The sequence below is a fragment of the Bacillus sp. CBEL-1 genome (assembly GCF_004348885.1).
Lineage (GTDB): Bacteria > Bacillota > Bacilli > Bacillales > Bacillaceae_H > Priestia > Priestia aryabhattai_A.
The window spans coordinates 37,105-56,790 of record NZ_SBIM01000014.1; the positions used below are offsets into that span (position 1 = coordinate 37,105).

At 37.2% G+C, this 19,686-nt stretch carries 24 protein-coding genes; 7 read left to right on the forward strand and 17 right to left on the reverse strand.

Features of this window, described 5'->3' with window-relative positions:
• The first annotated feature begins 36 nt into the window (after nt 1-36).
• Nucleotides 37-411 (forward strand): YtxH domain-containing protein, encoded by a 375-nt coding sequence (locus tag EPL02_RS19425; RefSeq protein WP_131888519.1) that lies wholly within the window; start codon nt 37-39, stop codon nt 409-411.
• Between the two features lie 131 nt (nt 412-542).
• Entirely contained in the window at nt 543-1,142 is a 600-nt protein-coding gene (locus EPL02_RS19430) for an HTH-type transcriptional regulator Hpr (RefSeq protein WP_131888520.1), read from the forward strand.
• Between the two features lie 3 nt (nt 1,143-1,145).
• Here the strand turns inward: EPL02_RS19430 and EPL02_RS19435 are convergent, their stop codons facing one another.
• Nucleotides 1,146-1,490 carry a DUF1878 family protein gene (locus tag EPL02_RS19435; RefSeq protein ID WP_094912702.1) on the reverse strand — a complete coding sequence of 115 codons (345 nt, stop codon included), beginning with the start codon at nt 1,488-1,490 and terminating at the stop codon, nt 1,146-1,148.
• Between the two features lie 311 nt (nt 1,491-1,801).
• Here EPL02_RS19435 and EPL02_RS21245 point away from each other — a divergent pair, with 311 nt between their 5' ends.
• The gene (locus EPL02_RS21245; protein ID WP_094912701.1) at nt 1,802-1,981 is read left to right on the forward strand and encodes a hypothetical protein; all 180 of its coding nucleotides are present in this window, start codon (nt 1,802-1,804) and stop codon (nt 1,979-1,981) included.
• A gap of 38 nt (nt 1,982-2,019) precedes the next feature.
• On the opposite strand, the gene EPL02_RS19445 is transcribed toward EPL02_RS21245, so the two are convergent.
• Nucleotides 2,020-2,109 (reverse strand): YjcZ family sporulation protein, encoded by a 90-nt coding sequence (locus EPL02_RS19445; protein WP_094912700.1) that lies wholly within the window; start codon nt 2,107-2,109, stop codon nt 2,020-2,022.
• A gap of 40 nt (nt 2,110-2,149) precedes the next feature.
• The gene (locus tag EPL02_RS19450) at nt 2,150-2,242 is read right to left on the reverse strand and encodes a YjcZ family sporulation protein (protein ID WP_094912699.1); all 93 of its coding nucleotides are present in this window, start codon (nt 2,240-2,242) and stop codon (nt 2,150-2,152) included.
• A 266-nt stretch (nt 2,243-2,508) separates the two neighbouring features.
• On the opposite strand from EPL02_RS19450, the gene EPL02_RS19455 reads away from it, so the two are divergent.
• The gene (locus EPL02_RS19455) at nt 2,509-3,402 is read left to right on the forward strand and encodes a peptidylprolyl isomerase (protein ID WP_094912698.1); all 894 of its coding nucleotides are present in this window, start codon (nt 2,509-2,511) and stop codon (nt 3,400-3,402) included.
• A 58-nt stretch (nt 3,403-3,460) separates the two neighbouring features.
• Here the strand turns inward: EPL02_RS19455 and EPL02_RS19460 are convergent, their stop codons facing one another.
• The 4 genes from EPL02_RS19460 to EPL02_RS19475 all read right to left on the reverse strand — a co-directional run bounded on the left by EPL02_RS19460 (nt 3,461) and on the right by EPL02_RS19475 (nt 6,942).
• On the reverse strand, nt 3,461-3,643 hold the full coding sequence (locus EPL02_RS19460) for a sporulation YhaL family protein (protein WP_094912697.1): 183 nt from the start codon (nt 3,641-3,643) through the stop codon (nt 3,461-3,463).
• 70 nt (nt 3,644-3,713) lie between these two features.
• Nucleotides 3,714-4,655 (reverse strand): 3'-5' exoribonuclease YhaM, encoded by a 942-nt coding sequence (gene yhaM / locus EPL02_RS19465; RefSeq protein WP_094912696.1) that lies wholly within the window; start codon nt 4,653-4,655, stop codon nt 3,714-3,716.
• Between the two features lie 147 nt (nt 4,656-4,802).
• Entirely contained in the window at nt 4,803-6,050 is a 1,248-nt protein-coding gene (locus tag EPL02_RS19470) for an ABC transporter permease (protein ID WP_094912695.1), read from the reverse strand.
• Complete coding sequence (locus EPL02_RS19475) at nt 6,043-6,942, reverse strand: ABC transporter ATP-binding protein (RefSeq protein WP_094912694.1); 900 nt, start codon at nt 6,940-6,942, stop codon at nt 6,043-6,045. The genes EPL02_RS19470 and EPL02_RS19475 overlap by 8 nt, the downstream gene beginning before the upstream one ends.
• A 298-nt stretch (nt 6,943-7,240) precedes the next feature.
• Between EPL02_RS19475 and EPL02_RS19480 the strand changes: the two genes are divergently transcribed.
• Nucleotides 7,241-7,426: a YhzD family protein gene (locus tag EPL02_RS19480; RefSeq protein ID WP_131888521.1), complete on the forward strand. Its 186-nt coding sequence runs from the start codon at nt 7,241-7,243 to the stop codon at nt 7,424-7,426.
• A 43-nt stretch (nt 7,427-7,469) separates the two neighbouring features.
• Here EPL02_RS19480 and EPL02_RS19485 read toward each other — a convergent pair whose 3' ends face one another.
• From EPL02_RS19485 to EPL02_RS19530, 10 genes are all read right to left on the reverse strand, one after another.
• Nucleotides 7,470-7,742 carry an HU family DNA-binding protein gene (locus EPL02_RS19485; protein WP_025907794.1) on the reverse strand — a complete coding sequence of 91 codons (273 nt, stop codon included), beginning with the start codon at nt 7,740-7,742 and terminating at the stop codon, nt 7,470-7,472.
• A gap of 114 nt (nt 7,743-7,856) precedes the next feature.
• Nucleotides 7,857-8,660, reverse strand: coding sequence for an enoyl-CoA hydratase (locus EPL02_RS19490; protein ID WP_131888522.1), 804 nt, complete (start codon nt 8,658-8,660; stop codon nt 7,857-7,859).
• 6 nt (nt 8,661-8,666) lie between these two features.
• Nucleotides 8,667-10,286, reverse strand: coding sequence for a long-chain fatty acid--CoA ligase (locus EPL02_RS19495; protein WP_131888523.1), 1,620 nt, complete (start codon nt 10,284-10,286; stop codon nt 8,667-8,669).
• Between the two features lie 134 nt (nt 10,287-10,420).
• Nucleotides 10,421-11,917: a coproporphyrinogen III oxidase gene (locus tag EPL02_RS19500; RefSeq protein WP_131888524.1), complete on the reverse strand. Its 1,497-nt coding sequence runs from the start codon at nt 11,915-11,917 to the stop codon at nt 10,421-10,423.
• Between the two features lie 271 nt (nt 11,918-12,188).
• Complete coding sequence (locus tag EPL02_RS19505; protein WP_131888525.1) at nt 12,189-13,067, reverse strand: Cof-type HAD-IIB family hydrolase; 879 nt, start codon at nt 13,065-13,067, stop codon at nt 12,189-12,191.
• A gap of 131 nt (nt 13,068-13,198) precedes the next feature.
• Nucleotides 13,199-13,903 carry a hypothetical protein gene (locus tag EPL02_RS19510; protein ID WP_131888526.1) on the reverse strand — a complete coding sequence of 235 codons (705 nt, stop codon included), beginning with the start codon at nt 13,901-13,903 and terminating at the stop codon, nt 13,199-13,201.
• The gene (locus EPL02_RS19515; protein ID WP_131888527.1) at nt 13,896-14,774 is read right to left on the reverse strand and encodes an ABC transporter ATP-binding protein; all 879 of its coding nucleotides are present in this window, start codon (nt 14,772-14,774) and stop codon (nt 13,896-13,898) included. Before EPL02_RS19515 ends, EPL02_RS19510 begins: the two co-directional genes overlap by 8 nt.
• Nucleotides 14,775-14,776: 2 nt before the next feature.
• Nucleotides 14,777-15,139, reverse strand: a complete 363-nt coding sequence (locus EPL02_RS19520; RefSeq protein ID WP_094912686.1) for a GntR family transcriptional regulator — start codon at nt 15,137-15,139, stop codon at nt 14,777-14,779.
• A 364-nt stretch (nt 15,140-15,503) separates the two neighbouring features.
• Entirely contained in the window at nt 15,504-15,848 is a 345-nt protein-coding gene (locus tag EPL02_RS19525; RefSeq protein WP_094912685.1) for a YlbF/YmcA family competence regulator, read from the reverse strand.
• Nucleotides 15,849-16,010: 162 nt separating this feature from the next.
• On the reverse strand, nt 16,011-17,144 hold the full coding sequence (locus EPL02_RS19530; protein ID WP_131888528.1) for a DUF445 domain-containing protein: 1,134 nt from the start codon (nt 17,142-17,144) through the stop codon (nt 16,011-16,013).
• 103 nt (nt 17,145-17,247) lie between these two features.
• On the opposite strand from EPL02_RS19530, the gene EPL02_RS19535 reads away from it, so the two are divergent.
• Both EPL02_RS19535 and EPL02_RS19540 read left to right on the forward strand, forming a co-directional pair.
• On the forward strand, nt 17,248-18,582 hold the full coding sequence (locus EPL02_RS19535; RefSeq protein WP_131888529.1) for a YheC/YheD family endospore coat-associated protein: 1,335 nt from the start codon (nt 17,248-17,250) through the stop codon (nt 18,580-18,582).
• A gap of 18 nt (nt 18,583-18,600) precedes the next feature.
• Complete coding sequence (locus EPL02_RS19540; protein WP_131888530.1) at nt 18,601-19,683, forward strand: YheC/YheD family endospore coat-associated protein; 1,083 nt, start codon at nt 18,601-18,603, stop codon at nt 19,681-19,683.
• The last annotated feature ends 3 nt before the right edge of the window (nt 19,684-19,686 follow it).

The following is a 19,686-nucleotide window of genomic DNA, read 5'->3' on the forward strand; positions in this document are numbered from 1 at the left end:
TGTTTATTAACAGAAATAATATATAGGAGTGATTTTATGAAACGTACTACTTCACTTGTTACAGGCATCGCGGCTGGGAGCATTGCCGCAGCCGCTGCAACACTTTTATTAGCCCCAACCTCAGGTAAAATATTACGCCAACGTATTGCAGAAGAAAGTCATCAAGTAAAAGAAACAACAGAAGACATCTCTGGAAAGATTAAGCACCTTAAAGCGCAGATTCAAACGACTGCTCAAGATGGAAATACTATAGTGAAAAATATCGCAAAAGACCTTTCAAAAACGCTTAACGAATTTCAAAAAGACATTCGTCCACACCAGCAGTCCATCCAATCACACTTAAACGAAATTGAAGACTCACTTTCACACCTAGAAAAGCACATACAAACAGCTAAATCTGAAGCAAAATAAAGGAGGTTTTTCACCTCCTTTATTTAATTTTTTAAAATTTCGTAAATTTACATCTTTATAATTTTTTATTTTATTGGCATAATAGAAGATAAATAAAAAAAAGCAATTGCGCTAAAGTAGGTGGGGAGAAAATGAAAAAGACAAGTGATCAAGTATACGATTTAAAAGAAGCACTCTTATTTAGCCAACGTATTGCCCAATTAAGCAAAGCACTGTGGAAGACCGTAGAAAAAGATTGGCAGCAGTGGATTAAGCCCTATGACTTAAATATTAACGAGCATCATATTCTATGGATTTCGTATCATTTAAACGGGGCATCAATTTCAGAGATTGCAAAGTTTGGCGTAATGCATGTTTCAACAGCGTTTAATTTTTCTAAAAAGTTAGAAGAAAGAGGATTGTTGGAATTTTCAAAAAAAGAAACCGATAAACGCAACACTTACATTCAATTAACGCAAAAAGGCGAAGATATTTTACTAGCTTTAATGGAAAGCTACAAGCCATCCGAAAACTCTGTATTTAATGGTGCTCTTCCTCTTCGAAACTTGTATGGCAAATTTCCAGAGTTTATGGAACTAATGACCGTAATTCGTAAAATTTACGGAGAAGACTTCATGGATATTTTCGAACGCTCATTTCATCACATTGAAGAAGAGTTCGTTGATAACGATGGCAAATTAGAAAAAAAAGAAAAAATCGTGACTGATCAAAAAGAAAGCATTTCTAATTAAGAACTAGTCACGAATCCATTGCACGATATTAAAAAGCTCTGTCATTACGTCTTGATACGAGCTTTGATTCACCAAAGACTCGATTGTTTCTTGCGGGTCCAGCTTATAATTAAGCATTCCAACAAATTGTGTAAGAAGCGGAACGAAGTCAGTTAAGCCTTCCGCTTTTTGCTCAATGTACACCTCTTTAATTTCTTCGCATAGAAGTAAAACATCTTCTACTTCTCTTCTCGTCAGCTCTTCTTTAACAACGAGCTCAATAAATGGCTTTGCTTCTTGTTCAGGCGTTCCAGCTAGCAGTTTTATGTAATATTCTAAACGTGACACTTTAGATTCTAAAGTTTCCATCCTTTACTCTACTCCTTCACCGTTCATGTCCCTACTTCATATTGTACATGATTCGTACACTTTCTTCCAAATAATTCTTTATGTCAAAACGCATTTAACGCCCTTTTCTTTATTTCGCAAGGACATTTCGATACTCCCTTATTTTCGACAGTTCTTCTGCAATTTAAAGGAAGTTTTAGCGAATCTCTATCTATTTTCCTTATTTTTTGGTAATGTTAATATTGACATTACTCGCTAGATATTATTTTTATCATTAGATAAACTACGTATAGTCCAAATAATTGACGTCGATTTTAGGGGGGTTCTACTTTATGTACATATTCTTTATACCGTTTGCTTTATTCATTTTATTTTACATTAATACACTAACAAATACATTATGTCTACAAAAAGAAATTCCGGAAGAGAGACAGCCGAAGGTATTTCGTACAATTAATATTTTGATTACAATTTTATTGATCTCCTCCTATGTTGAGGTATTATTCACATAAAACGCGGTGAACTCAGTCACCGCGTTTTACTTTACTCTTTAGTATGCTAAGCCATAGCCGATGATTACTAGTAAAATAAACAGGACTACAATTAAAGCAAAGCCGTTTCCATATCCATGTTTACCCATTTGTTTCTTCCTCCTTCATCTCCTATAGTCTCTGGTGTTATTAGTAGTAACAAGCACATCCGATAATTACTAATAAAATAAATAACACAACTAATAACGCAAAACCGTTTCCATATCCATATCCATTACTCATAATATGAGCACCTCCTTCGTTTACTAATACTGCATGTTATGCATGAACACTCCAAAGCGTCTAGGCGTTTATCACGATTTTGTTAATTATTTCTGTATTTGTTACTTGCAAAACGAGTTTTATGATGGGAAATAATTACTTTTTATTCTTGTTTTCACTTTATTTCCATATTCATTTCGTTAAATTTGAGAAATATGGTATAGTAAAACGTATGAGTGAACTATCATTACACTTTATGTGAAAACAAAGAGTAGGAGTGTGTACATATGAAAAAAAGCTTAATTGCGCTATCAACTGCTGCAAGCATCGTGGCATTATCAGCTTGTAGTAGCGATGCTTCAGAATCAAAAGGTGACTCAGCAAAAGTAATTGTTGAAACTGATGCAGGAAACGTTACTCAAGGTGAACTATATGAGGAAATGAAGAATTTAATTGGTCAAGACCAATTCAATACTTTAGTGCGCAATGTAGTAGATGAAAAAGTACTTAGCGAAAAATATAAAATTACTGATAAAGAACTTGATCAAGAGTTAGACAACCTTCGTGAACAATACGGAGATCAAATTGACCAAGCTATTGAGCAAAACGGTGAAGATTCCGTAAAGGACATGCTTAAAGTTGATCTTTTACGTGACAAAGTAGCAACAGCTGATATTAAAGTATCAGAAAAGGAATTAAAGGAAGCATATGAAGCAAAAAAACCTGAAATTAAAGCTAGTCACATTCTAGTTGAAGATGAAAAAACAGCAAAAGAAGTAAAAGCCAAGCTTGATAAAGGCGAAGATTTTGCGAAATTAGCGAAGGAATATTCAACTGATACAGGTTCTGCTGAAAAAGGTGGAGACCTTGGATATTTTGGTGCTGGGGAAATGGTAGAAGCGTTTGAAACTGCTGCTTATAAGCTTAAAAAAGGCGAAATTAGTGAACCAGTTAAATCAGATTACGGCTACCACATTATTAAATTGGAAGATAAAAAGAAATTGGCTTCTTTTGAGGACATGAAAGCTGACTTAGAACAAGAAATCAAACGTTCAAAAGTTGACCAAGCTAAGCTTGAAGAAAAGCTTTTAAAAGAGCTTGAAGATGCAAATGTGAATGTAAAAGATAAAAAAGTTGAGCCTGCGTTTGAAAAAGCAGATAACGCAAATTCTCAGGGTTAATAAATTAATTCAAAAAAAAGGACCGTTCGAAGGAACGGCCCTTTTTTTATTTATGCGCTTAGATTGAATTTCCTTCACGGCGCTCTTTTTCTACATTCATCCGGTCAATAAAAATCTGACCTTCCTTTTCAATAAATGACTCATCAATTTGCTTTTCTTGCTGTGCAGAGCGAATGGCCATAAATCCACTAAAAAAGATACCTGCTACAACTAAATAAATCCAAATCGGTAATGTTACCATCTCTTCATCCTCCACATCCGTTATTTACAACCACTATATGTACAAGTTGTCTCGGATATGACTGATAAATTTATTCGGCTGTTGGTTTATAAAAAGATCGATTATCTAATGCAAAGATACGCTCTGTATACTCACCTGGCTTTGTTTTGTCTAAAGCTCGATCTAACATATTCATTTTAGCATCAACGTTATCAATTAAATGTAACATTTCTGCTTCTTTAATAAGGGGCTTTTTAGGGCTCCCCCACTCTTCTTTCCCGTGATGAGATAAAACCATATGCTGAAGAAGCATAACTTCTTCGCCCTCAATGCCTAATTCTTCAGCAGTTTTCCCAATTTCATTCACCATAATTGATATATGCCCCAATAAGTTTCCTTGAACTGTATATGTTGTTGAAACAGGTCCAGAAAGCTCAAATACTTTCCCTAGATCATGTAAAATAACGCCAGAGTATAATAAATCTCGATTTAACGATGGATATAAGTCAGCAAACGCTTTAGCAAGCTTAAGCATCGAGACAACGTGATAAGCTAAACCTGAAACAAACTCATGATGATTTTTCGTTGCCGCTGGATATTCTAAGAACTCCGACTGATACTTATTTAATAAATGACGAGTCATGCGTTGAATATTAGAATTTTTCATTTCAAAGATGCTTTGCGTAATATATTCAACCATCTCTTCACGAGATAACGGTGCTACTTCTAGAAAGTCAGAAACTCGAACTCCATCTTGCGGCTGTGCGGGGCGAATATTACGCACCTTCAACTGGTTTCTACCGCGATAGTTCATTACTTCCCCTGCAACCTTTACGATTTTTTCTGCAGCATACGTTTCTTCGTCTTCAGGAGATACATCCCATAACTTCGCTTCAATATCGCCTGTTTTATCTTGTAAGATCACTGTCAAAAACGGCTTTCCGTTACTTGCGATTCCTCTTGTTGACGATTTTATTAAAAAGTATAAATCCACTTGTTCGCCTACTTCATGCTGGCCGATTCCTTTTGCCATATCAGTTCCTCCTTACGTTACGCGTCTGTTCTCGCTGTAACCTGTCATTCCTTTACATTTATTTTAACACCATCACTTCGTTAATGCACGACTCGAACAAAAAAGGCATGAACTCCATTACGCTATGAGCTCATGCCTTTTCTATTGTTATTTCTTTATAGATTCTTTCTTTGTTAGCTGAAGTGCTTTTTTAATATCTTTAAACGATGAAGATTTTCCGTACATTAAAACGCCACCTCGATAAACTCGAGCACCAAACACAGCTAACAAGCCGATTGTCGCAACGAGTAAGCCAATGGAAAGCGCAATTTCCCATGCAGGCACTGTTAGCATTCCAACGCGTAAAAACATGATCATCGGCGCAAAAAACGGAATAAATGACGTGATGGTAATAAATGATGCATCAGGCTTTCCTAAACCGAACATAGCAATCATAAATGCCGCTACAATAACAAGCGTCATTGGCGTAATCATTTGCTGTACATCTTCAATACGGCTAACCAGAGAGCCTAAAAACGCAGCTAGCGTTGCAAATAAGAGATAGCCTAAGATGAAGAAAATGAAAGCATACACAAACGTCTGAATCGGTACATCTGAAAATCCTAGGAATTCAGAGAGTTCGCTGGAACTTCCTTGTAAAGACGTATAGCCAACCGCAGCAATAATTGTAAACTGAGTCAAGCTTAGCAGCGCGATCCCTGCAATTTTTGCAAACATTTGCTTTACGGGTGAAACGCTGGATACAAGAATTTCCATCACTCTTGATGACTTTTCAGTCGCAACTTCCATCGCAATCATGCTGCCGTACATAATAACGGAGAAATAAATAACGAACAGTAAGACGTACACAAGTCCCCTAGCTTGATTCAGCTCTTCCTCTGTTTTCGCATTATCCACTAACGCTTCTTTTTCAAATGCAACGGGACTATAAATCTCTTCAATCTGCTGAGGATCTAAATCAACTTTCTGAGTAGCATAAGCAACTTTCATTTGTTGAAGACCTTGTTGTAATGAAGTCACAACTGCAGATTCTGCTAAAGAATTGGACTTGTAAACACCTTGTGGTAACTCTTCACTATTAATTGATAGCTGAATATACCCTTCAATCTCTTCGTCCTTGACCTGTTTCTTCGCTTCTGACTCCGACTTAATTTCTTTTAGCGCTAAATCTTCATCAATGAGTTTCATATTTTCCTTGAATGCGCTGTACGTCTCTTCGGATTCACTCAGAACTCCCACAGTCGTTTGCTCGTCATTATCAAATGCTTTAATAATTGTATCTAAGTTCGTAATTCCTAATAAAAGCAGGACTGTAATGGCAGTCGTAATGATAAACGATTTTGTCTTAAGCTTGTTTAAGTACGTATGCGCTACGATGATCCAAAATTTATTCATAAGAAGCACCTACCTTTTCAATGAAAATATCATTTAGAGAAGGCTCTTCTACAATAAATTTTCGCACAAACGAAAAGTCATTCAGCTCTTTGAAAATGGCTTGGGACACGCCTTCATTCTCAATTTGTAGATTAACACCTTCAACCGTTTGTTTCATTTTGACAACTCCATCCACAGCTTCTAAGCGTTCAAATGGACCTTCTCCATGTACAATAACATTCTTCTTACCAAAAGAACGTTTAATGTCTCCTAGCTTACCGTGTACAACAGGTCGACCATGGTGCATGATGCATAAATGCTCACAAAGTTCTTCCACGTGTTCCATACGGTGGCTTGAAAAGACGATTGTTGTTCCTCTCTCTTTTAAGTCAATAACCGCTGACTTAAGAAGCTCAACATTCACCGGATCCAGTCCGCTAAACGGTTCATCTAAAATCAGAAGTTCTGGACGGTGAATAACTGACGCGATGAACTGAATTTTTTGTTGATTTCCTTTTGATAGTTCTTCTACCTTTTTATTCGCATAGTCAGGTACGTTAAAACGCTTCAACCAATAATCCATTTCTGTTAAAATAGCATTCTTGTTCATCCCTCTTAGTTTACCAAGATAAACAAGCTGATCTCGTACTTTTAGTTTCGGGTATAGCCCTCTCTCTTCGGGTAAATAACCCACGATATTACTTGTTTCGTATGTAATTGGTGCATCATTCCACGTAATAATTCCCGCTGATTGTTCAATCAAGCCTAATACCATTCGAAACGTTGTTGTTTTTCCTGCACCATTAGCTCCTAAAAATCCAAATATCTCACCTTTTGGAATATGTAACGATAAATTGTTTACGGCTGTAAATGAGCCGTATTGCTTTGACACATCCGTCAATAACAGAGACATGTTTCTCCTCCTTTTAATAAAGTCATGCTCTAACTATCTCGTGAAACAACAATCTTGTATTTACCAAAGAAACAAACTAATAGAAATGAGCAAAACGTTTCACAAAATTGGATTTGCGTGATTTCATTTTTTACTAACCGGTATAACTTTGGCTACATGCTGAAAGAATCACTCAGTTAGACCTACTACTCATTGTATGGAAATTTTATGTAGTTGTAAACCGAAGCAGGAATTTTCAATATAAAATTCGAATTTTAATAAAATGAACGGATATTCATTTTCTAAAGGAGAGGTCTTCATGACAATGTATACGCTAACAGTCTTTGAAAAAGACGGAGAAAAATTATTGGATGAAACGTTTGAAGCTGCAAGTGAACAGGATGCGAAAGAAATTGGAATGAACAAATTAACGGAGTTAAATTACCATGAAAAAACGCACCGATGCGTACAGGCTAACGGGAAACTTGTATTATTTCATCGTTAAAATAAAAAAGCGTGGTTTCTAATAAGAAACCACGCTTTTTTATTTACTTTACAGCTTCTTTTAATTCTTTACCTGCTTTAAATGCTGGTACTTTAGAAGCTGGGATTTGCATTTCTTCACCAGTTTGGGGGTTGCGTCCTGTACGAGCTGCACGCTCACGAACTTCAAATGTACCGAAACCGATAAGCTGAATTTTTTCACCTTGACCTAATGTTGTAGAAATTGTGTCTAATAGTGCATCTACTGCTTTTGATGCGTCTGCTTTTGTTAATTCCGATTTTGAAGCTACTGCATTTACTAAATCTGTTTTATTCATCTTTCAATCACCTCATTAATTTCTATTATTATCTTTTGATACCACTGATGCTAATTTTTTAAACATGCTCTATCTACATGATAGACAAAAACACTTGCTTTTAAACTAGTTCACTTAATTTTCGGAAATATCTTTTGAACGCTGATTAAACACCGGCAAACGTTTCGCCAAAAATGCTTCAATCCCCTCTTGATGATCATTACTTTGGCTCATGCTAAACTGACTTCTTTTCTCTAACTGTAATACAGTCTTCAGCTCTTCAATTGACGTTTCAACGAAAATTCGTTTCGTCTCTTTTAAAGCAAGCGCTGGCTTTTTGAGCCAGTATGAAACATAATCTTCTACATGCTTCGCCAAATCTCCTTCTTTTACTTCATCAATTATCCCAATTTCATACGCTTTTTCTGCTGATAGCGTTTCGCCCTGCCAAATAAGCTGTTTTGCGCGGTGATTACCGAGACGTTTTGCTAGTAAGAAGTGGCCTCCTCCATCTGGAATAAGCCCAATTCCAATAAAATTCATAGCAATCTTCGCATCTCTTTGCGCAATCACATAATCACTCGCTAGCGCAATGCTAAGCCCTAAGCCAGCTGCTGCTCCGTGGATAGCGCTGATGGTAAGCTGCGGAAGGGCATATAACCTTACCGTCACTTCATTGATTAAATCCATTACTTTATTAAACGAATCCGCTCTGTTTGGATCTAGCATCATTTTGATATCGCCACCTGCTGAAAATACGTTTCCTTTCCCCTGTAAGACGACAATATCAGTTTGACTCTCTTCCACTTCTTTTAAGCATTGAACAAGCTGCTGCAGCACTTCTACATTGAGCGCATTTAATGATTCTGGTCGATTTAAAGATAAAATAGCTACACGTTCTTTCACTTCTAATTCAACAACTTTTAAATTTACAGTCATCTTCCTTCACCCTTTCAATTCATAGCGTTCTAGTACTTGTTCACGAAGTGCTCGTTTTAGAAATTTGCCCACGGTTGTTTTCGGAATTTCGTCCATAAAAATCACATCATCCGGAAGCCACCACTTCGCAAATTGTGGCTCAAGGAAGGTGATGATATCTTCTTTAGTTACTTGTGCTGCATATCCTTCCTTTAAAACAACACAAGCTACTGGACGTTCCTGCCATTTTTCATGGGGCACAGCAATAACTGATGCTTCAAAGACCCCTTCATGCCCCATCAGTGCATTCTCAATGTCCACTGATGAAATCCATTCTCCACCACTTTTAATTAAATCTTTTGTACGGTCAACAATTTTAATAAAACCTTCTTCATCAACCGTAACCACGTCTCCTGTATATAGCCAGCCATCTCTAAACGCTTCGCTCGTACGTTCATCTTCGTAGTATTCCGAAGCAATCCAAGGCCCTCTGAGCAAGAGCTCCCCCATTTCATTACCATCCCAAGCTACTTCTCCGGTCTGGCCGATTACTTTCATTTCAACTCCAGGAACAAGGAACCCCTGCTTAGCCTTTAATGCTAATCTCTCAGGAGCAGACTTCTCTTCTTGATAGCTCTTTAACCTAGATATCGTGACAAGCGGACTGGTTTCTGTCATACCGTACGCATGCATAAAGGGAATATTAAACTTTTCTTCAAAGCGTTGAATAACGCTCGGTGGTGCCGCAGATCCTCCACATAAAAACGCACGCACATGACTGGTATCATATTCGCCTTTTTCAAGCTCTTGCAGTAAACCTAACCATATTGTTGGTACTCCAGCTGCAATCGTTACTTTTTCGTTTTGAATCATCTCCGCTAAGATAGCCGGAGTAAAAAAAGCTCCTGGCATTACCAGCGTTGTGCCAAGCCACACAGCAGCAAACGGTAAGCCCCATGCATTAACGTGGAACATCGGAACTACCGGCATAGCAATATCAGCTTCAGACAGCTCTGCACCATCTCTTAATCCGAGTGCCATGCAGTGCAAATAAATGCCTCGATGTGAATAAACAACTCCTTTTGGCTTGCCTGTAGTAGCGGAAGTGTAGCAGATTCCTGCGGGCTCTTCTTCTTGAATATCTGAAAGAAAAGCAAACGTTTCGTCTCCTCGCTTCAGCAGCTCTTCATAATGATAAATTGGCTTTACACTACTTTCAGGCAGCGAGTGTTCGTCAGACATAATAATATAGGCTTCTACGTGAGGTAGTTCTTGGTGGATTTTTTCAAAGAGCGGTAAAAAGCACTCATCAATCAAAAGTACTTTATCTTTTGCATGGTTAATGACATAAATGATTTGCTGAGGATCTAAGCGAATATTAATGGTGTGCAGTACAGCACCAATTCCTGGAATTGCAAAATAAGCTTCTAAATGGCGATGATGATTCCAAGCAAACGTTCCAACACGGTCACCTCGTTCTACTCCCAGCTCTATTAGCATGGAAGACAATTTCCGCGTTCTTTTTCCCGTTTCCTCATAGGTAAAACGCTCCATCCCTTTTGTGGATCTTGAAACAACCTGCTTTTTCTTAAAAAACGTCTCCGCTCGCTCCATCATTGAAGGAATCGTTAATTGTACATTCATCATTGGACAGCACCTCACTCTTTTTTAGAAAACGCTTGCAACAGATTATATATTCAATCGTCTTCGACATATTTCCTTCTCTTTATGCAAATTAAAAACTGCCATGTATTTTCGGAATAAATACATGGCAGTTTCTATTAAACATTGAATAAATCAGTTAACAATTTAATTTTTTCTTCTGTATAGTGCTCAAACCCATCATTGTATGACTTAGGATCTTTGGGATTAGCAAAGCGCGTAATCACACCTGTCTTTGGATGAACAAACTTACTAGAAGCTCCGCATCCTAATCCAATAATCGTCTGTTTCTCTTCCATAATCATAATATTATAGATGCTCTCTTGACCTGGAAATGCATAGCCGACATTTTCAAGATTACCTAAAATATTTTTTTGACGATACAAATAGTAAGGCTTGTAGCCATTTTCTTTTGTCCACTCTGTTGCCATATCCATCATCTTGCTGATTTCATAACGATCAGCCACTTTATATTTACGCTTATTTTGCGTCATTTCAGATGCACGCTTAAAAGAAAGCGTATGAACCGTCAATGATTCAGGCAACAGCTTCTTTGATTCTTTTAACGTATGTGCAAACTCCGTTACGCCTTCATTTGGTAACCCAATAATCAAATCCATATTAATATTGTTCATGTTCATTTCACGAGATAAATGGAATTTTTCAATCGTCTCTTCAACCGTATGATGGCGTCCGATCGCTTTTAACGTCTCTTGCGTATACGACTGCGGGTTGACGCTAATGCGGTCAATATTCCATTTTTGCAGCACTTTTAACTTATCAGCTGTAATGGTATCAGGACGACCTGCTTCCACCGTAATTTCACGAATGTTTTTTACATCAGGAAAGGATTCATACATTTCTTCATACAGCATGTCCATTTCTTCAGCAGTAATGCTTGTCGGTGTTCCTCCACCGTAATAAACGGTTGTAATTTTAATATTGTGTTCTTTTAACCATTTTCCAATTTCTCGCATTTCGTAGTGAAGGCCGCCTAGAAATGAATTTACCGAACCTTGACGCCCGTTAATTGCATAGGCAGGAAACGTGCAGTATGCGCATTTTGTCGGGCAAAAAGGAATGCCAATATAGATACTAACTTCGTCAGCTAACTCATGAAGATCCGGAACAGCAGCTAGTTGGCGATCAACAATATCCTGCATCAGCTGAATTTTATCGTCCGTAATTAAATACTGCTCTTTCAACTCCTGATGAGCTTCCTCTTTTGTTTTTCCAGCTTGAAGCTTCATATGAAGAAGCTTTGTTGGACGAATTCCCGTTAGAACTCCCCACTTTTGTACGATATTCGTATACTCTTGGAGCACAGCTAAGAAGGCGCGAAGGACAACATTTTTCACTTGCTTAAACTGTTCTTTTTCAGCTAAACCTATTAAGTTTGGTTTTGATAGTTCTTCAGTATATACTTTATCATCGTCTCGAGCCGCTAAAGAAATATGTGCTGAAATCTGCTCATTGACAGTTAGTGTAAACGTAATTTGTAAGTCTTCTTGATTTGGAATAAAAGAAACATCGCTCTCTTCAAAGAATAAATCCGAAATGAGCTGAAGCGGTCGAAGAAACCGTTCGTCTTCTAAACCTTTAACATATATTTTCACGATAATCACCTTTCAATTTTAAACATAGATAAGCTTATATCAGTTTACAGAACATCAATGACTGGGTCAATTGCTGCTGAATTAAAAAACAGATTATGCCTTTTCTAAGATGTTTAGGTTATAATAACCAGTCCGTTCCATCATGCTTCAGACACTAGTTCTCTAAAATAGCTTATCAACCAATAAAAAATCCGAACTATAAAAGAGTTGTTAACTCTCAATAGTTCGGATTGATAATTCACTGAAATACTTCTGCCCTAGCCTCTATGCCTTAGTTTAGTTTAGTTCCATCAAGTTGATTCAAGTAACCTAATCGCTGCTGTTTTCTAAACAGCTCTTTAATCATATATGCCACTCCGTTTTCATTGTTTGACCTTGTAACCCAATCGGCCAGCATTTTAAGATCGGTTGGCGAATGTCCCATCGCTACACCCATACCGGCTTGCTCAATCATTTCCACGTCATCATAACAATTGCCGATTGAAACGACATCTTCCATTGGAATTCCTAGTCGACTTGCAACATAGCGAATACCCGATGCTTTATTCGCTCCTTTTGGCGTAATGTAGCACCGATTTTCGTTAGGATAAGAAAACCATTCAATATCCTTTACCGCAGATGCAATGGTCTGTTCTGCATATTCCTTTTCTCTTTTATCTGCAAAATACACTTCTATCTTTGGAGTCGATACTGGCTCATCCCTTAACGTATCTCCCAATGAGTCTACAAACTGAACAGGATAAAAGAGCGGCTCTCCTGTTTTTAACATCGTTTTAGCAACGATATTATTTGGAAGCTTTACACGATTACCAATTGAAAAGCGTTCATGTAAAATTCGAATATGACAGTTAAAGTTCTCTAACAGCTGAATAAGATTAAACGTTTTTTCCTCGCTTAATCTTCGGTCTAATACGGGTTTATCAACCGAAGAAGCAATAAATCCACCACTGTGTGTAATGAGCATTGTTGGATGAATTTTCAAACCCCTTGCAATTTTTCGAGCAGATGGAAAGTGGCGATTCGTTACGAGCGTAACATAGACGCCTTTATTTTTAACGAACTGAATTGCTTCTTTCGTTTCTTTTGTCACACGACCTTGACTATTTAAAATGGTACCATCAATATTTAACGCTAGTAATCGATATGTCATTGTTAAATCCCTTCCTTCTCAGATGTCTCTCAGATTATTACCACGTTAGAACGTTGGTATTTATTTTAAAAAAACTTGATAATTAGTTATATGAGCATATGACAGTAATTAGAAGGGATTAAAATGTGATTTTATCGTACGTTATACGAGATTGTTGATGCTTTTCTGAGCAATAGCCATGTCGGTATAACCGTTAAAACAGCCAGTACCAATATTATACCGAGGTTAGGGGTGACTTGAAACGAATCGTTTATTGTGACAAACAGTTCAACAAGCCAGTCTCTTGTAGTTGAAAATAAAAGCAGTCCAAATAAAAAAGCAATAGCAATTGCCCCTCCAATTAAGCCTGTGCGGTAAAAGATGCTTCCTAATAAAAGCCCCGCTGATAACAAGAAGAAACAAAGAATGGAGTCAAATAAAAGTTGGTTGTACCAAGTAGGATTCATAGTAGTAGCTTCAATAGTACTAAAAATTTTAACTTGTGTAGATGTGATATCAACGACCAGACGAAATAGTTCATTTACAAAAGCCTGAATAATAGATATTCCAATCGCTAACAACATGTTAAATAAAAAAGCGCTTGTTAAAAAGCTTTTTCGAGTCATGCCCATTTTAATACAAAAAGGCAGCGACTCTTTTACCATTACAAATCCTGCAATTCCACAGAAAATAAGAATCGGTAAGCTCGGTGACACGACCATAACAGAAGTATCAGCAGCCATCGTAATTGTTAAAATAGCCAAGATACTCCCAATAAAGATGCTCCAAAAGATTAAAATCGACGAGCGGTGGTCAAGAAATAAATAATATAGCATTGCTTGTATATCTTTAAACATAAAGCTTTCCACTCCTTTTCTCTTCTGTGAGATAAACCATTAATTGTTGAACGTTAATAGATTCAATCGTTAAACCATGCTCACGTACTTCACTAGGATTATGGGATTCACCATATAACACAGCAGATTTTTTCCCTACAAGAGTCGATTCATAAATCACGTTCTGGTTTTTAATAAAAGCATCAACTACTTCTTCTTTCCCGCTAATATGAAGAGCTTTATTCATCATATTTTCCGCTGTTTCATGCAGCAGCTTCTTGCCTTTTTGAATAACCACTACTTCTTCAAATAAATTACTTACTTCATCAATTAAATGTGTAGATAAAATAATTGTTCGAGGTTTCTCCTCGTACGCTTCCAAAATCAAATCGTAAAACAAATAGCGTGCTGACGCATCTAATCCAATATATGGCTCGTCAAAGATGGTAAGCGGTGCTTGACTAGCTAAACCAATCGTGATGCCTAAAGCAGATTCCATTCCTTTTGATAAGCCTTTAGTACTCATTTTCCCTTCAAGATTAAAACGTGTTAATAAATCATTCGCAATATCTTGTGACCAGTTTGGATAAACAAGAGATGCCACTTTTAAGACATCTTTAATTTTAAGCTTTTTTTTAAAGTTGTTATTCTCACTAATGAAACAAATATTCTTCAAAACCTCACGATTTTCAAAAGGTGATAGCCCCTCAACTTTCACCTGACCATCAGTTGGTGTGATGTGTCCTGCTAGCATCTGCATAAGCGTGGTTTTTCCTGCTCCGTTCCTTCCCAGCAAACCATAAATTTTATTAGCTTCCAGCTGTAAACTTAAATTACTTAAAGCCGTTTTCTCCCCAAACGTTTTTGTAACGTGTTCAACCGCAATATTCAACCTTATTCCTCCCTCTTTAATAAAGACTGTAGTTCCTCAAGCTGGATTCCTAGCTTTTCAGCTTCTTGCTTTAAGGGGACGATGTATTGATCAAAAAATGCCTTTTTTCTTTTTTCTAAAATAATACTCCTAGCTCCATCTGCTACAAACATCCCTACGCCCCTCTTCTTAAACAAAATTTCTTGGTCAACAAGCTGATTAACTCCTTTAGCAGCAGTGGCTGGATTAATTTGATAGTACTTGGCAAACTCATTCGTAGAAGGAACACGGTCACCTTCTTGAATGGATCCATCCAATATACTGGTTTCAACCTGCTCTGCAATCTGCTGGAAAATCGGCAGATCCTCTCTTAATTTAAAATCCATACGACCACCTTCTAAGTTCTTTGGTTAGTTACTTATGTAACTAACTATATAACATATGTATTTATTTGTAAATAAGTTACTGTTATTTTTTTGAAATTTAAGCGCGGACATAATCAGGCATAGAGATAGTGAGGACTTCTCCTATGACAGAAATCCATAATTAAAATGAAAGATGTATGACTCCTGCAGGAATAGCGAGGCTGCTCAAGGTCTCTCGGGAACGTAGTGACAAGAAGATTCAGTGCCCGTCTCGTGGAGACCAAACAATCCGGAGTAGAAATTGCCCTTTTTGCATGTGTTCCTTCTGTACAAAAAAAGCGACTAGAACTAAAATTAGTCCTAACCGCTTTTATCACTTAAGCTATTATTCAGCGTATAACTCTTCTAATGGCTTCATGATAATTTTGTTTAATTCACCAATTACCATGCTCATACGTTGCTCAGCTTCCATTAACTTCGCGATATTTTCATCTTGTTGAACGATCGCTACTGTTTGCTGTGCTCGTTGAACTTCTTCCTCCGTGATTTCTTGACCCGTCATTTGCTTTTGCTGTAATTCCATTTGTAATGTACGAAAGCGCTCAAATAATTGCTTTGAACCTTCGTCATTGTTTACAGCCGCATACAAGCTTTTTAGGTTTGTATAATCGTCGCTTTGACGAATGGCTCTTTCTAATTCATTTGCTACATCGTACAAGTTTACAGACATATAAACGTCCTCCTAAATTTTTTTACTATAATCATCTTCCCAACTACTATAACAAATTATGGCGAGAAATTCAGCTTAAGACCTTTATTTCTCAAAATCCATCAAATAAAGTAAAACCCCAAATAAGGAGTAAGCCCATTCTTTCTTTCGTTTGGTCAATATCTAGACAAGAAACAGAGCAATAATGCCTTGAACCACTCCAATTATCCCTCCAAGTAAAGCTCCTAGATACGTGATCATCTTAAATTCGCGCTTTGAAATCCCTAAAATTAATTCCTCAATGCGCTCGACTGAAAACGACTCTACCTGTTCACGAACAATATCTTCTAACTTGAGCTGGCTCATTAATGAATCAATGCGCCCTACTAAAAAATCACCTGCTTTTTCAACAGCGACTGGCACAACCTTTTGCACATACGAATGAGCAGGTGCTACAAGCTCAGAAACAGGCTTTTCAAATAAGCTTTCTACCGATACAGTACGATCAACAATATTCTGAATACCCTCTAATACTGTCTCTCTTCCGATAAACGCTTCTGCCTCATCTACCGTCTTTTCTTGCAGCTTCTTCCACTCTTTTTCAATTAGACTTTCAAATAATTCACTCGTTCCTTCATGCTTGAAGAATTTAATAATCTCTGGTTGAACCTTATCAATGACCTTTGCATTTCCAAGAAACATTTGAATCATGTTTCCAAGCATTCCCTTTTTCATTAAAAAGTCATCAATCATACGTTCTAAGCGCTGTTTCCCCTCTTCGCTTTCAAAATAATCAACCGCTTTTTCACAAATTTGTTTGGCGATAACAGGAATAACTTGCTCGACCTTTTGCTTTGTACCCTTACTTAATAAAGAAGAAAGCGATTGACCTGATTTGCTCATCATAAATTCAATATACTTCTTTTCTACAAGCTTACGAATAGCCTTATTTGTCTTATCTTGAGCGTCTTTAATCCCGATAGCATCAAGCAGTTCAGTTAACGTTTGCTTCGTTGTAAATACCTTTTTAAGCCCGTCATTTGCCATTCCTAACAAGATTTGATGAAAGGCTGGATCTTTTAACTTTCTTTTTAAGCTTTCCGGTGTTAATAAGTGATCAACCACCGTTTTTCCAAGCTGAACAGCAAGTTCATCTCGTCTTTTTGGGATAAGTCCAGGAGTAAATGGAATCCTTTTCCCAAATATATACTTGGCTTCGTATGGATGAAACAACATTTTAATAGCTAAGTGGTTCGTAACACCACCGATGACTGCCCCAATAACAGCCATAATAATAATTGTAATAAACTGTTCCATTATTTTCTTCGACCTTTCTGTTACAAATTCTCTCACATATTCTCTTTGCAAGTCATAGGATATATCAGCATTCGCCTATAAAATCAAAAATGAGGACGTATTTATGAACCCTCCATGCGTAACGATTAAAGCATCTCAGTCAAAGCTGGGTAAAAATCAGGTTTACATGAGTCATGGACTTTGCCAAAAACTTAGCTGTGATACTCATATTACCATCACATTCGGTCGTATGCACAAAGAAGTGAGTATTATACCATTTAAAAGCTCTGATTACTGTATTATGTGTTGTAAAACTCTTTTACAAGAATGGGGACTATTTGAAGATGAAATCGTTTTGCGATTTTCTTCTCCATCTAAGGATGAACTATTAATTGGTCCAGTTATTTGTGTCGTCACGGAAATTAAGTCTTCGCTAGATCTTTTTGGCAGTATAACAACTTTCTGTGAAGAGTTTGCCTCTCTTAGCGATTCGGAAAACTGCTTCTTTTATGTGAGTACACTGGATGACTTACTGAAAGGAACGAAAAAAGGTTATACGTTCCAACGTAATTCTTGGATACTTCAAGATGTACCTCTGCCAAATGTCATTCATAACCGAATCCACAATCGAAAAACGGAGAATACGGTTAAGTTTCAAGAACTTACTATTCAAGCAATGGACAATGAAATTCCCTTTTTTAACGCTCATTACTTAAACAAGTGGAAGGTGTTTGAACGCTTGTCGCAAACAGTCCACTTAAACACCTATTTACCGGATACGTATCAACTGCGGTCTAAGCAAGATCTATTAGATGCACTGTCATCCTACCAAACCATTTTTCTAAAACCTATACACGGTAGCCAAGGTAAACACATTTTTAAAATCGCACAAGTCGACGCTCAATATCAACTTGATTATACTACGGTTGGCCATGAGTTTAAAAAAGAATACGATTCCCCGCATGACATATTTGAAACTCTCTTTCACACGTTAAAAAAACAAGGGTTTATCATCCAAGAAGGAATTAACCTTCAAACGTATAAGGGGTGCCCCTTTGACTTTCGTATTCTTTGTCACAAACAGTCTCATGCAAAATGGAACGTAACATCGATTGTAACACGAGTTTCACAAAAAGGATTCTTTGTCTCAAACGTTGCACGAGGAGGGGAAATTTATTCACCAAAACATATACTCACTTCATTATATGATGAACATACCGCTAAACATATCATCGCTTTATTAAAAGAGATTGCGCTTGAAATTTGTGTTAACTTACCATTCCAAGATGAAACTTATGCCGAGTTTGGCATTGACTTAGCTATCGATGCTAACGGGCAGCCTTGGATTATCGAAGTAAATACAAAGCCTTCTAAACAAAGTGACGAAGCCTCTCAAACGATTCGTCCATCCACTAAAGCACTTATGAATTATTGCCTTTTTATTACACGTTTTCATTAAGATGAGGAGGTCTTTCTTATGATTTCATTAGGTTTTATTACCATTCATCCCGAGCAGGAAGTAGAATATGCAACCAACCTTGCAAAGTATGCGGCTGCGTACAATATTGATTTTTATCGATTTACGCCCTTTCAACTTCAGCCGGTATCACAGAAAATTACGGGCTATAAATATAATTCAGAAACAAACGAATGGCAATATGATACATTCTCTCTTCCTATGTTTATTTATGATCGCTGCTTTTATCGCGGAGATTCCCTCTCTAAAAAAGCTATACCCATTGTCAACTGGCTGAAACAAAATCCAACGATTACGTTCCTTGGATACGGGCTACCGAATAAATGGGATGTTTATACAGAGCTCATAAAAGATGATAATATTTCTCCTTATCTTCCTTCAACAACGAAAATTACGGCTGAAGAGCAAGTAACGCAGCTGTTACGCTTACACGATGCCATTATTCTAAAACCTATTGCGGGTGCACAAGGAAAAGGAATTGTTAAGCTTGTTCAACGCTTTCGAATTATTGAAGCATCCTTTTATTCCAAAAAAGGTCTTCAAACAAAGCAGTTCACACAGCTAGCAGATTTTCATGCTTGGCTGTTTAACATTATGCAAAATGGAACGTATCTTGCTCAGCCTTTCATTCCGCTCTTATCGCTTCAATACTCTCCTCTTGATGTGCGCGTTTTATTACAAAAAGATAAGAGAGGAAATTGGCACGAAATTGGAAGAGGCGTTCGAAAAGGAAAAGAAGACTCATTTATTACAAATATTAGCTACGGTGCTTCTATTTCACCATTTGAGGAGTTGATGAAGCGACTTCCTCCTCATAAAGCTACATTTATCGCAGATGAAATAAGCAGCTTATGTAACCGAATACCGCTTGCACTAGAAGCTCAGCTTCCCTCTCTTTTTGAACTTGGCTTAGATATTTGTATTTCTAGAGACTATAGCATTTGGCTGCTTGATTTAAATTCAAAACCTGGAAGAAAAACAATTATTGAAACCACTCCAGAATCCACTGAAGAGATGTATGAAAATGTGATGGCCTATTGCTCATATTTGGCTACTTTACCTTCATCTCAGCATAAGGAGTAGAAG

What these genes read in the sequence shown, in the direction of transcription:
- EPL02_RS19425 (WP_131888519.1), top strand. Translation starts at nt 37, where the DNA reads ATGAAACGTACTACTTCACTTGTTACAGGCATCGCGGCTGGGAGCATT.
- EPL02_RS19430 (WP_131888520.1), top strand. Translation starts at nt 543, where the DNA reads ATGAAAAAGACAAGTGATCAAGTATACGATTTAAAAGAAGCACTCTTA.
- EPL02_RS19435 (WP_094912702.1), bottom strand. Translation starts at nt 1,490, where the DNA reads ATGGAAACTTTAGAATCTAAAGTGTCACGTTTAGAATATTACATAAAA.
- EPL02_RS21245 (WP_094912701.1), top strand. Translation starts at nt 1,802, where the DNA reads ATGTACATATTCTTTATACCGTTTGCTTTATTCATTTTATTTTACATT.
- EPL02_RS19445 (WP_094912700.1), bottom strand. Translation starts at nt 2,109, where the DNA reads ATGGGTAAACATGGATATGGAAACGGCTTTGCTTTAATTGTAGTCCTG.
- EPL02_RS19450 (WP_094912699.1), bottom strand. Translation starts at nt 2,242, where the DNA reads ATGAGTAATGGATATGGATATGGAAACGGTTTTGCGTTATTAGTTGTG.
- EPL02_RS19455 (WP_094912698.1), top strand. Translation starts at nt 2,509, where the DNA reads ATGAAAAAAAGCTTAATTGCGCTATCAACTGCTGCAAGCATCGTGGCA.
- EPL02_RS19460 (WP_094912697.1), bottom strand. Translation starts at nt 3,643, where the DNA reads ATGGTAACATTACCGATTTGGATTTATTTAGTTGTAGCAGGTATCTTT.
- yhaM (WP_094912696.1), bottom strand. Translation starts at nt 4,655, where the DNA reads ATGGCAAAAGGAATCGGCCAGCATGAAGTAGGCGAACAAGTGGATTTA.
- EPL02_RS19470 (WP_094912695.1), bottom strand. Translation starts at nt 6,050, where the DNA reads ATGAATAAATTTTGGATCATCGTAGCGCATACGTACTTAAACAAGCTT.
- EPL02_RS19475 (WP_094912694.1), bottom strand. Translation starts at nt 6,942, where the DNA reads ATGTCTCTGTTATTGACGGATGTGTCAAAGCAATACGGCTCATTTACA.
- EPL02_RS19480 (WP_131888521.1), top strand. Translation starts at nt 7,241, where the DNA reads ATGACAATGTATACGCTAACAGTCTTTGAAAAAGACGGAGAAAAATTA.
- EPL02_RS19485 (WP_025907794.1), bottom strand. Translation starts at nt 7,742, where the DNA reads ATGAATAAAACAGATTTAGTAAATGCAGTAGCTTCAAAATCGGAATTA.
- EPL02_RS19490 (WP_131888522.1), bottom strand. Translation starts at nt 8,660, where the DNA reads ATGACTGTAAATTTAAAAGTTGTTGAATTAGAAGTGAAAGAACGTGTA.
- EPL02_RS19495 (WP_131888523.1), bottom strand. Translation starts at nt 10,286, where the DNA reads ATGATGAATGTACAATTAACGATTCCTTCAATGATGGAGCGAGCGGAG.
- EPL02_RS19505 (WP_131888525.1), bottom strand. Translation starts at nt 13,067, where the DNA reads ATGACATATCGATTACTAGCGTTAAATATTGATGGTACCATTTTAAAT.
- EPL02_RS19510 (WP_131888526.1), bottom strand. Translation starts at nt 13,903, where the DNA reads ATGTTTAAAGATATACAAGCAATGCTATATTATTTATTTCTTGACCAC.
- EPL02_RS19520 (WP_094912686.1), bottom strand. Translation starts at nt 15,139, where the DNA reads ATGGATTTTAAATTAAGAGAGGATCTGCCGATTTTCCAGCAGATTGCA.
- EPL02_RS19525 (WP_094912685.1), bottom strand. Translation starts at nt 15,848, where the DNA reads ATGTCTGTAAACTTGTACGATGTAGCAAATGAATTAGAAAGAGCCATT.
- EPL02_RS19530 (WP_131888528.1), bottom strand. Translation starts at nt 17,144, where the DNA reads ATGGAACAGTTTATTACAATTATTATTATGGCTGTTATTGGGGCAGTC.
- EPL02_RS19535 (WP_131888529.1), top strand. Translation starts at nt 17,248, where the DNA reads ATGAACCCTCCATGCGTAACGATTAAAGCATCTCAGTCAAAGCTGGGT.
- EPL02_RS19540 (WP_131888530.1), top strand. Translation starts at nt 18,601, where the DNA reads ATGATTTCATTAGGTTTTATTACCATTCATCCCGAGCAGGAAGTAGAA.